General features: G+C 69.2%; 6 protein-coding genes. 4 read left to right on the forward strand and 2 right to left on the reverse strand.

The window, feature by feature from the left end; translation table 11 throughout:
- Positions 1-8: 8 nt before the first annotated feature.
- Positions 9-3,134 carry a TonB-dependent receptor gene (locus EV292_RS01100; RefSeq protein ID WP_243693540.1) on the reverse strand — a complete coding sequence of 1,042 codons (3,126 nt, stop codon included), beginning with the start codon at positions 3,132-3,134 and terminating at the stop codon, positions 9-11.
- Positions 3,135-3,361: 227 nt separating this feature from the next.
- Here EV292_RS01100 and EV292_RS01105 point away from each other — a divergent pair, with 227 nt between their 5' ends.
- Positions 3,362-3,844 carry a hypothetical protein gene (locus EV292_RS01105; RefSeq protein ID WP_132907357.1) on the forward strand — a complete coding sequence of 161 codons (483 nt, stop codon included), beginning with the start codon at positions 3,362-3,364 and terminating at the stop codon, positions 3,842-3,844.
- Between the two features lie 138 nt (positions 3,845-3,982).
- On the opposite strand, the gene EV292_RS01110 is transcribed toward EV292_RS01105, so the two are convergent.
- Positions 3,983-6,277 carry a glycoside hydrolase family 3 N-terminal domain-containing protein gene (locus EV292_RS01110; protein WP_132907358.1) on the reverse strand — a complete coding sequence of 765 codons (2,295 nt, stop codon included), beginning with the start codon at positions 6,275-6,277 and terminating at the stop codon, positions 3,983-3,985.
- Between the two features lie 131 nt (positions 6,278-6,408).
- On the opposite strand from EV292_RS01110, the gene EV292_RS01115 reads away from it, so the two are divergent.
- From EV292_RS01115 to EV292_RS01125, 3 genes are all read left to right on the forward strand, one after another.
- On the forward strand, positions 6,409-7,425 hold the full coding sequence (locus EV292_RS01115; RefSeq protein ID WP_132907359.1) for a LacI family DNA-binding transcriptional regulator: 1,017 nt from the start codon (positions 6,409-6,411) through the stop codon (positions 7,423-7,425).
- Complete coding sequence (locus EV292_RS01120) at positions 7,425-10,451, forward strand: TonB-dependent receptor (RefSeq protein WP_132907360.1); 3,027 nt, start codon at positions 7,425-7,427, stop codon at positions 10,449-10,451. The genes EV292_RS01115 and EV292_RS01120 overlap by 1 nt, the downstream gene beginning before the upstream one ends.
- Positions 10,452-10,536: 85 nt before the next feature.
- A complete protein-coding gene (locus EV292_RS01125) occupies positions 10,537-11,997 on the forward strand; it encodes a glucoamylase family protein (RefSeq protein ID WP_132907361.1) in 1,461 nt (486 codons plus the stop codon).
- Positions 11,998-12,156 lie beyond the last annotated feature (159 nt).

The following is a 12,156-nucleotide window of genomic DNA, read 5'->3' on the forward strand; positions in this document are numbered from 1 at the left end:
CGCGCCGCTTAGAAGCGGAAGCGCGCGCCGGCGTAGAAGCGCCGCCCGAAGACGTCGTAGACGCCCGCGTCGGTGTCGGTGCCCGTCGTGTTGAACGGCGACAGCGACAGGATGTTCGGCGCCTTGGTGTCGAGCAGGTTGTCGGCACCCAGGTAGAGCTCGAACTGGTCCGACGCCTTGAACGAGATCTGACCGTCGAGGTAGAACTTCGCCGGGACGGTGATCGCGCCCGGTTCCAGATCGTAGCCTGCCAGCGTCTGGTCGTCCTCGCTCGACCGACCGAGATAGGTCCCGGTGAAGTTCACGTTCACGCGCTCGTCCGTGTAGCCGAGGTTCGCGGTGAAGCGATCCTTGGCGGCACCGATCTCACCCGCGAAATTGTCACGCGATGCCCCCGGCAGCGGGACGACATAGCCGTTGAAGACGTGCGTATACGCCACGCGCATGTTGATCGCGCCGCCCATGCCCACACCTTCGAGCGGCAGCCGCTGGGTCAGCGTGACGTCGAGACCCGAGGTGGCCAGACGACCCGCGTTGACGTCACCCACGTTGACGAACTCCAGCGTGCCGGCGCTGTTGACCGCCGTGGCCGTGGCACGCCGCACGATGAACTGACAGTAAAGCGGGTTCCCCTGATTGTAGCATTGATCGAGGATGAACTGACGCGGCGGCGGCGTGATCGCCTGCTTGATCTTGATGTTGAAGTAATCGACGCGCAGCACCGTGTTGCGCAGCACGTCGATTGAGCGCGGATTGATCGTGACGCTGCCGGTATAGGAGTCGGACGTCTCCTCGTTCAGGTTCGGGTTGCCGCTGTTGAAGCCGCTCACACCCTGGCGATCGAGCAAGGTCACCGCGAACGCACCGTTGGCCGCGATGTTCGCCAGCACGCCCGGGGCCGCGCGGCACGTGTCACCCAGCGTGCCGCCACCCGTCGCACCGACGCCGATGCACGGGTCGTTCACCGAGGGGAAGGTCTGCGCCGGGCCGGCGAACAACTCGCCGACGTTCGGCGCGCGAACCGCGCGCGAGTAGGTACCCGCGAAGCGGATGTCCTGGATCGGCGCCCACTCCACACCACCGCTGTAGGTATAGACCGTCCCGACAGTCGAATAGTCCGAGATACGGCCCGAGCCACGCACCGACAGCTGATGGAAGAAGGGCGTGTCCGCCAGCAGCGGAACGTTGATCTCGCCGTACACTTCCTTGACGTCGAACGAGCCGCGCGTATCGGGCAGCGCGTTGCCGCCGTTGAGGCCCGCGTTGGTCAGCGCGTCATTGTCCGACGAGCTGCGCTCACGGCGATACTCGCCACCCAGCGCGACGCCGAGCGGCCCCGCGGGCAGGTCGAAGAGCGAGCCCGAGACGTTGGCCTGGACCACCTGCTGGGACACGCTCGTCTGGAACGTCTGCTGCGCGTTGAGATAGGCGAGCGCCTGCTGCGAGATCGTGCCCTGGCCGAAGATGTTGACCGGCACGCAGCCCTGCGCGCGGGCGTTGGCGTCGGCGCAGACCGGGTCGGTGCCGGGCAGGCCGAGGCTCTGCGCGCTCACCGCGGCGAAGGCATTGCGGAAGTTGACCGTGTTGATCTGACCGTCGCCGTTCTGGTTCTCGGTGGTGCGGCCGTAATTGTACGTCACGTCCCAGTGGAACTTGTCGCCCAGGACGTCGCCCTCGAGCCCTGCGACGAAGCGGTAGAAATCGCGCGACGTGCTGCTGCGACGGTTGCCGAACTCGAGCAGGCGGCGCGAGAAGCCGATGTCCTTCAGGCCGTCACCGTTGGTGTCGGTGGCCGCATTGTAGATCGCGTCGGGCACGAACGGGTTGCGGACGATGTTGAAGGTCCCCGCGGTCGCACCGGGAACACGCGTCTCGATCGGCGCCTGGCCGCCGGTGCCCGGATAGGCCCCGGTGCTGCCCGCCGAGGAGAAGCCGAACGGCTCGATGTTGCGGCGGGAAGTGGTCTTGGCGTAGGTGGCCTCACCGATGAAGCGCACCGCGTCGCTGATGTCATAGTGCGTGCGCGCGGCGAACAGGTAGCGCTTCACCGGCACCGCGATCGTGCGATAATTCTGTCGGTTGAAGCCACGGGCCGGCAGCGTGGTGCCCGCGGGGACGCCGCAGGCGCGCGCTGCGTTGGCCGAGATCACCGCGCCATTCGAACTGAACCCGCGCTCGAGCGCGTTGGTCGCGGGATTGAAGGTGAACTGGCACGCATTGGCGCCGGTGCCGGTAGTGAAGATGCCCTGCGGCGCGATGCCCGAGAAGGTCGGGGAGATCGACGTGCCATAGTCCGCCGGGTCGTCGCTGGCCCCGCCGTAGAAGGCGTCGCTGTCATCGACCTGCGTGTTCGACCGCTGACGCGACAGCAGTTGCCCCTGGCTGGTGTAGCCGACGTGCATCATGATGTTGCCGCGGTTCTCGGCGAAATTGCCGCCGACGGTGACGTTGGCCTGGTAATCGGGCGTATCACCGCGCTGGGTGATGTTATACTGGCCGTTGGCCTCGATGCCCTCGAAATTGTCCTTGTAGATGAAGTTGACGACGCCGGCGACCGCGTCCGAACCGTAGAGCGAGGAGGCGCCGCCCGTCAGCACGTCGACGCGCTGAAGGAACTGCGCCGGGATCACGTTGACGTCGACCGTGGCCGAGTTGGGGATGCCCGCGACGACGCGGCGGCCGTTGATCAGCACCAGCGTGCGGTCGGTGCCGAGGTTGCGCAGGTCGATCGTCGCCGCGCCCGTGCCCGAGGTGAGGAAGGCGGTGTTGGTACGGCTGTACGTGGGCGCGCCGAACACCGGATTCTCGAGCAGCAGGTCCTGGACGTTGGCCACGCCCGACTGCGCGATCTGGACGTCGCTGATCACCTGCACCGGCGACACCGAGGTGATCGTCGGCGACTGGATGCGCGATCCGGTCACGACCACGTCGCCCGACTCGGTGGTCTGGGTGCCGCGACCCGCGGCGGCCGCGGCCTCGTTGGTCTGGCCGTCGGGCTCCTCCTGGCTCGACTGTGCGCCGAGCGTGTCTTCCTGCTGCTGTGCCATCGCCGGCGCCGCGAGCAACGCGACCCCGAGCACCAGCGTCGCGGCCCCCGCGCGCAGACCAGCCATCTTGCTAAAGTTGTTCAACATTCTGCCTCCCTGTTCGGCGCGGCCCATGGATCCCTTCCGCGCCGTCTCAGAGCGGCCGGGGTCGTTGGCCCGGCCGCCATGACTCGGGAATGCCTGACCATTCTTCCAATTGTAAGCTGACGTTCATGTTCACGTAATTTTCGATGGCGCTGTGTGTCGGCGTTGCAACAGTGTGTCTCCCGTGCGATCCCGGACCGACCGAGTGTTTCTTCAGAGGAGTTCGCAAGATGGACGCGAAGATCCTGGCGGCGGCGGTGTTTGTGACGTGTGGCCTCGCGATCACACCGGCCCGCGCGGCGGACGATGACGAGCTGCGCGGGCTGTTCGCCTGCCTGCCGCTGACCGCCGACGCGGCGCGGCTCGCGTGCCTGGACAGGGAGACGCGCGCGCTCCAGCAGCGCGATGTCGCCGACCGGGCGCGCCCGCGCGGCGACGCGCCGCGATCGCGCGACACCCGCGCCGAGCGGGCGGCGCGCTCGGAGGAGGAGGCGTTCCGCCCCGTCGACGACGTACTGGTGGAGGCGACGCTGTTCGCCGGGCGCTGGCTGTTCGCGACCAAGGCCAATGGCGTGTGGCAGCAGGCGACGCCGGTCGAGCTCGGCCGTTCGCCGCGGGTGGGCGACCGGCTGCGCGTGCGGCGCGGCGCGCTCGGCAGCTATCTGGCGAATGTCGGCGACGGCCCGGCGATCCGGGTGCGCCGCCTTCGCTGACGCTCGCCCGAGGCCGGCCGTGGCGGGCGCGCCGCGCGGGCGCCGTCGACCTGCGCTACAGGTCTGATCCACTCCGGCTGAACCGTGCTCCTGCGGAAGCAGGAGCACCCCGCTGGCTCACACCAGGTGGATCACCGGCTAGGCCAGGCTGAAGCTGCCGCTCACGCCCTCCGCTTCGGCAGAGGGCGCGACCCACAGGCGGAAGGCGCCCGGCTCGACCGTCGGCGTCAGGTCGCGGCCGACGAACAGCAGGTCGTCGCGGCGCAAGGTGAAGGTCACCGTCTCGCGCGCGCCCGGCGCCAACGCGACGCGCCGGAACGCCTTGAGCTCGCGCACCGGGCGCGTCACGCTCGCGGCGACGTCATGGACGTAAAGCTGCACCACTTCCTCCGCGGCGTGGCGCCCGCGGTTGGTCACGGTCGCGCGCACCGTCAGCGTGCCACCGGGCTCGAGCCGCTGCGTGCTCAGCGACAGCCCCGAATAGACGATCTCGCCATAGGTGAGGCCGTGGCCGAAGGGGAACAGCGCGCTCTGCGCGAACTCGCGATAATGCGCCTTGAACGGCTGGAGCGGCCCCGGCGGGTTGGGGCGCCCGGTGGTCTTGTGCGCGTAATAATAGGGCACCTGACCCGTCGCGCGCGGGAAGGACACGGGCAAACGCGCGGAGGGTGCGACCGCGCCGAACAGCATGTCGGCGATCGCCGGCCCGTCCTGCGAGCCGAGGAACCAGGTCACCGCGATCGCGCGCGCGCCGAGCAATGCCGGGTCGAGCGCCAGCGCGCGCCCGGTGCGCAGCAGCACCACGACCGGGGTGCCCGTCGCCAGCACCGCGCGCGCCAAGGCGAGCTGCGGCTCGGGCACGTCGATCGCCGAGCGCGACTGCGCCTCGCCCGACATGTCCTGCGCCTCGCCGATCGCGAGCACCGCGACCTCGGCCGCGCGCGCCGCCGCGACCGCCGCGGCGATGCCGCCGGGCAAGGGCGCGTGGATCGCCGCCCCCGGGGTGACGCTGACCTGCGCCGCATCCGCCACCGCGGCGCGCACCGCGGTGGCGAGGTCGACCGCCTCGGCATCGCTGCCATAGACGTTCCACGGGCCGATCAGGTCATGCCGGCCGCTCGCGAACGGTCCGATCAGCGCGATCCGCCGGCCCGTCCGCGGCAGCGGCAGCAGCGCGCCCTCGTTCTTGAGCAGCACGATCGAGCGCGCCCCGGCCTCGCGCGCCAGCGCCAGCGTCGCCGGGGTGCGGACCTCGGCACGCTCGCGCGCGGGATCGATGCGGCGGAAGGGATCGTCGAAGAGGCCGAGCGCCACCTTGAGCGCCAGCACGCGACGCACCGCGGCGTCGAGCCGCTCGCCCGGCACCTCGCCGCGCGCGACCAGATCGGGCAGATGCTTGATGTAGAAGCCGCTCTGCATCGACATGTCGACGCCGGCGAGGAAGGCGAGCTTGGTCGCCTCGCGCGCGTCGGCGGCGAGGCCGTGCGCGATCAGTTCCTCGTCGCCGGTATAGTCGGACACGACCAGCCCCGCGAAGCCCCATTGCCGCCGCAACACTTCGGTCAGCAGCCAGTCGTTGGCGGTGGCGGGCACGCCCGACAGCTCGTTGAAGGCCGCCATCACGGTGGGCGCGCCCGCCGCCAGCGCGGCCTCGAACGGCGGGAAGTAGATCTCGCGCAGCGTCCGCTCGGAGACGTCGACGCTGTTGTAATCGAGCCCGGCCTCGCCCGCGCCGTAAGCGACGAAATGCTTGGCGCAGGCGGCGACCGCGCGCGGATCGGCGAGGCCGTTCTCGCCCTGGAAGCCGCGCACCCGCGCCGCCGCCATCAGCCGCCCTAGCAGCACGTCCTCGCCGGCGCCCTCGACCCCGCGGCCCCAGCGCGCGTCGCGCGCGATGTCGACCATCGGCGCGAAGGTCCAGTCGATGCCCGACGCCGCCGCCTCCGCCCCCGCCGCACGCGCGGTGCGCCGCGCCAGCTCGGGGTCGAAGCTCGCCGCCTCGGCGAGCGGGACGGGGAAGACGGTGCGGAAGCCGTGGATGATGTCCGCGGCGAACAGCAGCGGGATCTTGAGGCGCGACCGGGTCACCGCGGCGCGCTGCATCCGCTGCGCCATCACCGCGCCATTGCCGTTGAACACCCCGGTGAGGCGGCCGCGCCGCACCTCGGCGAGCTGCTGGTCGAAGCTGGCGCCGGCGCCGGCGGGGTTGAGCGCGGCGGCCGCGCCGCCCGCCCAGGCCGCGGCCATCAGCGTGAGCTGGCCCGCTTTCTCCTCCACCGTCATCCGCGCGATCAGCGCCTCGAACGCGGGCGGGAGCGGCGTCGCCGCGGCCTGGGCGAGCAAGGCGCGCGCGGGGCTCGCCGCCCAGGCCAGCGTCGCGCCCGCCCCCATCAGCCAGGCCCGGCGCGACGGGCGTGATGCGTCCTTGGTCATGACTCGTCCCCTCATGCGCTGTCGTGCGCGGCAGGATTGATCGTCTCCGCTGATACGTGTAAACGGTTACATCATCGACGGCAATGCGCTGGCGCGGCGCCGTTTCGAGGAGAGGACGTTTCCGCCGGCCGATGCCGCACGCCACGATCCGCGATGTCGCCCGCGAGGCGGAGGTGTCGGTCGCCTCGGTCTCGCGCGCGCTCAATGGACATGAGCGGGTGCGGCCCGAGCTGCGCGCGCGCGTCCAGGCGGCGGCGGCGCGGCTCGGCTATGTGCCGCACGCGGGTGCGCGCAGCCTCAGCCTCGCGCGCACCTCGGCGATCGGGGTGGTGCTGCCCGATCTGCACGGCGAATTCTTCTCCGAGCTGCTGCGCGGCATGGATCGCGAGGCGGCGGCGCAGCGGTTGGCGCTGCTGCTCACCGTGCTGCAGGACGGGCGCGGGCTCGACACCGTGGCGGCGCTGCGCGGGCAGGTCGACGGGCTGGTGGTGATGGCGCCGCAGCTGCGTGCGGAGGAGCTGCGCGCGCATCTGCCGCGTGGGCTCGCCGCGGTGCTGCTCAATTGTGCGCCCGAGCTGGAGGCCGCGGCGGCGCTGCGGATCGACAATGCCGCCGGGGCAGCGGCGATGGTGGCGCATCTCGTCGCCGGCGGCGCGCGCGTGATCGCGCACCTGACCGGCCCCGCGGGCAACGTCGACGCGGAGGAACGCCGCGCCGGTGCGCGCGCCGCGGCCACGGCGGCGGGGGTGACGCTGATCGAGATCGCGGGTGATTTCGGCGAGGCGAGCGGGGCCGCCGCGGGCGAGCAGATCGCGTGCGGGGCGGTGCGCGCGGACGCCTTGTTCGCCGCCAACGACGAGATGGCGATCGGCGCGCTGGTGGCGCTGCGCCGCGGTGGGATCGGCGTGCCCGATCAGGTGCAGGTCGCCGGTTTCGACGACATCCCGCTGGCGCGGCTGGTGACGCCCGCGCTGACGACGATGCGCGTCGACATCGCCGCGCTGGGCGCGCTCGCGGTGCGTCGACTGGCGACACGGATCGCGCGGGCGCGTGAGGGGTTTGTGGATGAGGCTGTCATCGCCGAGGCGCTCGCGCCGCGGCTGGTGGTGCGCGACACGACAAGAGAAACAAACAGGGAAGAGAGATGATGAGGAACCAGGCCTTCCGACTGGCGCTCGCTGGAGCGACCATGCTGGCGAGCGGCACCGTCGCGGTGACGCCCGCCGCGGCGCAGACGAGCACGGCGACGCTGCGCGGCCAGGTGCGTGACGGCGCCGGGGCCGCGGTGGCGCGCGCGAGCGTGACCGTCACGAGCACCGGCACCAACCAGGCCTATCGCGCCACCAGCGCGGCGAACGGCAGCTATGTCGTCAACGGACTGCGCCCGGGCCAGTATCGCATCGTCGCGACCGGGGGGGACGGGGCGCGCTTCGAGCGCGTCGTCACGATCGCGATCGGCCAGTCGGCGACGGTCGATATCGTGCTCGCCGCCGCGCCGGCGCAGCCCAGTGCCGCGCCCGGTCAGCAGCCCGACGCGAGCGGCGCGGAAGTGACCGCCGGTGGCGCGGGCGAGGCCGCGCCCGGTGACATCGTGGTCACCGGCACGCGCCTGGCGGAGACGCGCACCAGCGAGATCGCCACCAACGTCAGCCAGGAGCAGATCCGGACGCTGCCGCAGACCGATCGCAACTTCCTGAGCTTCGCCGCGCTCGCGCCGGGCGTGAAGTATAACGACAGCGAGACCGACAAGGGCTTTCGCTCGGGCGCGGCGACGGCCAGCCAGGTCAACGTCTTCATCGATGGCGTCTCGCTCAAGAACAAGCTGCGCGAGGGCGGCGTCGCCGGGCAGCAGAACAGCCGGGGCAATCCGTTCGGCCAGCTCGCGGTGCAGGAATTCCGCGTGCTGACGCAGAACTACAAGGCCGAGTACGAGCAGGCCGGCTCCGCGATCATCACCTCGGTGACCAAGTCGGGCACCAACGAGTTCCACGGCGAGGTCTTCGGCCAATATACCGACAAGTCGCTGACCGAGAAGAGCTACATCGACCGGCGCGAGGGCCGCGCCAAGCCCGATTTCGAACGCAAGCAATACGGTGCCTCGCTCGGCGGCCCGATCATCAAGGACAAATTGTTCTTCTTCGCGGCCTATGAGGGCAACGACCAGGATCGCGCCTTCAACGTCCAGTCGACCGGCAGCGCCGCGGCGATCGAGGAGTTCGAGCGCTTCTCGGGGCGCCGGCTGTCGGAGTTCGAGGGCGCGTTCGTCAGCCCGTTCCGCAGCGACTTCTACTTCGGCAAGCTGACCCTCACCCCCGACGCGCAGAACACCTTCGACTTCTCGTTCAGCCGGCGCGACGAGACCGATATCCAGAACTTCGGTGACAACGTCAGCTACGAGAATGCCGAGAACAAGCGTAATCGCGTCGACACCTATCTCTACAAATGGACCCATGCGGGTGAGGGCTTCACCAACGAGTTTAACGCCAATTACCTAAATTACACGTTCAACCCGGTGTCGCTGAACCCCGACCTGCCGACGTTCGATTACGGCAACGTGATCGTTTTCGGCGGAAAGGATTCGACCCGCAAGGAGACCCAGACCAGCTACACGCTGCGCGACGATCTCACCGTCACCGCGGTGGAAAACCATGTCTTCAAGTTCGGCGCGCGCGTCGAGGTGACCGACATCGAGTTCATCAACAACGCCTATCTCCAGCCGCGCTACACGTTCGCGCGGGGTGACAATGCCGGGACGCCCGACGATCCCAGCGACGATCTCTCCTTCGCCTTCCCGAGCGAGGCGCGGCTGGGTCTGGGCAACGGACGCGTGCGCGGCTCGAACACCCAGTTCGGCATCTATGTCCAGGACGATTGGGATATCACCGAGACGCTCGAGCTCAACCTCGGCGTGCGCTGGGACGTGGAGAGCAACGCCAAGAACAACGGCTTCATCACGCCCCCGAACGCTGCCGCGGCGCTGCGCTCGCTGCCCGCGACGGATTATTTCAATCCCGAGGATTATATCTCGACCGGCAGCAATCGCCGCGCGTTCAAGGGCGCGATCGCGCCGCGCGTCGGCTTCTCCTGGGACATCAAGAACGACCAGTCGACCGTCATCTTCGGCGGCGCGGGACGTTATTATGACCGCAACAATTTCAACAACACGGTCGACGAGCTCAGCCGCACCATCAACCCGGTCGGTCTGTTCCGCTTCTCGCCCAACGGCACGCCGCGCAACGGCCAGCCGACCACCGCGTGGGATCCGCGTTACCTGACGCGCGACGGCCTGTTGTCGCTGATCTCGACCAATCCCGAGACCGGCCTTCCCGAGTTGCTCGCCACCAAGAACAATACGAAGCCGCCGGTCAATGACCAGGTCTCGCTCGGCGTGCGCCAGCGCGTGGGCGATTTCCGCGTGTCGCTGAGCGGTTCGTATCAGCGCGGGCGCAACGGCTATACCTATCTGTTCGCGACGCGGCAGAATGGCGGGACGGGGCCGTGCTGTGACAATGCGCTGCTCACCAACGTCCGCGCGCTGGGTTATCAGCAGGTGCTGATCGGTTATGACGGGCTCGACACGCGCTACAAGGCGCTCTTCCTGACGATCGACAAGGATTACACGCGCGCCTCGGGCTGGGGCGTCAACATCGCCTACACCCTCGGCAAGGGCGAGAAGAACGGCGGCGATCTGTTCAGCCTCGATGCGGTGACACCCGACGGCTATGGCTGGCGACCCACTGTCGGCGACGAGCGCCACCGCGTCGTCCTGTCCGGCATCGTCGACCTGCCGCTCGGCTTCCAATTCTCGACGCTCACGACGCTGGGCAGCGGCGAGGCGTACAATATCACCGACGAGACCAATGGTACCCAGCCGGGCCAGCGCGTGTTTCGTACCGGCTATCCCGAGAAGAACTGCATCAAGGGTGTCTTCGCCTTCTGCGAGGTCAATCTGACGCTGGCGAAGAAATTCCGCGTGATCGGGCCGGACGACAATCTCGAATTCGCGGTCGACGTTTTGAACGCCTTCAACAACAAGAACTTCGCTGGTTTCGACGAGGCGCTCAATCTCAGCGCGACGCCGCCGGATCTGCTCGAGGCGCCCAATGCGGCGAACGCGCAGCGGCTGCTCACGCTGCCGCGTCGTATCCAGTTCCGTGTGGGGTATCGCTTCTGATGGATCCAGTCGTCCTGTCCGTGCCGGGGCACCGCCGCAGCGTCGCCGCCATCGACCGACGGTCGCGCGGGGGTGATCAGCACGCATGATCCTCGACCGACGTGACATGTTGCGCACCGTCGCGCTGGGTGGCGCGGCGCTCGCGGGCGGGTGCGCCGCGCCCGCGCCGCGCGTCCCGCGGCTCGCCTTCCCCGGCGTGCTGCCCGAGCTGGGCACCACGCCGGCGTCGGCGAGCGACCCGCTGATGGACGACATCCAGAAGCGCACCGTCAGCTTCTTCTGGAACACCACCGACCAGGTGATGGGGCTCGCGCCCGATCGCTGGCCGACCCCGAGCTTCGCCTCGATCGCGGCGGTCGGTTTCGCGTTGACCACCTATCCGATCGCGGTGACGCGCGGCTGGATCACGCGCCCGGCGGCAGCAGAGCGGACGCTCACCACCCTGCGCTTCTTCGCCGAGGCGCCGCAGGGGCCGGGCGACGACACCAGCGGCTACAAGGGCTTCTTCTATCACTTCCTCGGAACCACCAAGGGGCATCGCTTCGCGCGCTGCGAGCTATCGACGATCGACACCGCGCTGCTGCTCGGCGGCGTGCTGTTCGCGCAGACCTGGTTCGACGATCCCACCGACGCGCGCGAGAAGCAGATCCGCGACCTCGCCGACCAGATCTACCGCGCGGTCGAGTGGGACTGGATCACGCCGCGCGCGCCCTTCGTGGCGATGGGCTGGCATCCTGAGAGCGGCTTCATCGGCTCCGACTGGAACATCTACAACGAGAGCCTGATCCTCTACGTGCTCGCGCTCGGCTCGCCGACGCACGCGCTGCCGCCGACCACCTGGGCGGAATGGACCGATCGCTTCGATCCGTCGTGGGACGAGAAGTACGACAATCCCTTCACCGCTTTCCCGCCGCTGTTCGGGCACCAGTATAGCCAGGTGTGGCTCGACTTCCGCGGCGTGCGCGACGCTTATTCGATCCGTCGCGGGCTCGACTATTTCGAGAACAGCCGGCGCGCGACCTATGCGCAGCGGCGCTATTGCATCAACAATCCGCCGGGCTGGCGCGGCTATGACGAGAACGTCTGGGGCCTCACCGCGTGCGACGGGCCGGGTGACTTCGTCCGCGAGATCGACGGGCGCAACCGCGAGTTCTTCTCCTACTCGGCGCGCGGCCCGGGCGACCGTGACGACGGCACGATCGCGCCGACCGCGGCGCTCGGCTCGATCGCCTTCGCGCCCGAGATCGTGCTGCCCGCCGCGCGCGAGATGTACCAGCGCTACGGCACCGCGATCTACGGCCAGTACGGCTTCTTCGACAGCTTCAACCCGACGCTGACGCTGCCGAACGTCCCGCTCAAGCACGGCAAGGTGATGCCCGGCATCGGCTGGGTGGCGAGCGACTATCTCGGCATCGACCAGGGGCCGATCGCCTGCATGATCGAGAATTGGCGCAGCGGGCTGATCTGGAAGACGATGCAGCGCAACCCGTACGTGCGCGCCGGGCTGGAGCGGGCCGGGTTCAAGGGCGGGTGGATGGGGAGCTGAGGGTGGCGGCTCGCGCGCCTGATCCGCGTCGTCCTTACCCCTCCTGAACCGTCATCCCGGCCTTGAGCCGGGATCCATCTGTCCGCGCAGGCGACGCTCGTGGCATCCGCGGCACCATGGATGCCGGGTCAAGCCCGGCATGACGGGAGGGCGCGTTCG

The organism is Sphingomonas sp. BK235 (assembly GCF_004345855.1).
In the GTDB taxonomy this organism is placed as follows: Bacteria; Pseudomonadota; Alphaproteobacteria; order Sphingomonadales; family Sphingomonadaceae; genus Sphingomonas.

Excerpts from the sequence above, each read along its gene's own strand:
- EV292_RS01100 (WP_243693540.1), bottom strand. The coding sequence starts at position 3,134 with ATGTTGAACAACTTTAGCAAGATGGCTGGTCTGCGCGCGGGGGCCGCG.
- EV292_RS01105 (WP_132907357.1), top strand. The coding sequence starts at position 3,362 with ATGGACGCGAAGATCCTGGCGGCGGCGGTGTTTGTGACGTGTGGCCTC.
- EV292_RS01110 (WP_132907358.1), bottom strand. The coding sequence starts at position 6,277 with ATGACCAAGGACGCATCACGCCCGTCGCGCCGGGCCTGGCTGATGGGG.
- EV292_RS01115 (WP_132907359.1), top strand. The coding sequence starts at position 6,409 with ATGCCGCACGCCACGATCCGCGATGTCGCCCGCGAGGCGGAGGTGTCG.
- EV292_RS01120 (WP_132907360.1), top strand. The coding sequence starts at position 7,425 with ATGAGGAACCAGGCCTTCCGACTGGCGCTCGCTGGAGCGACCATGCTG.
- EV292_RS01125 (WP_132907361.1), top strand. The coding sequence starts at position 10,537 with ATGATCCTCGACCGACGTGACATGTTGCGCACCGTCGCGCTGGGTGGC.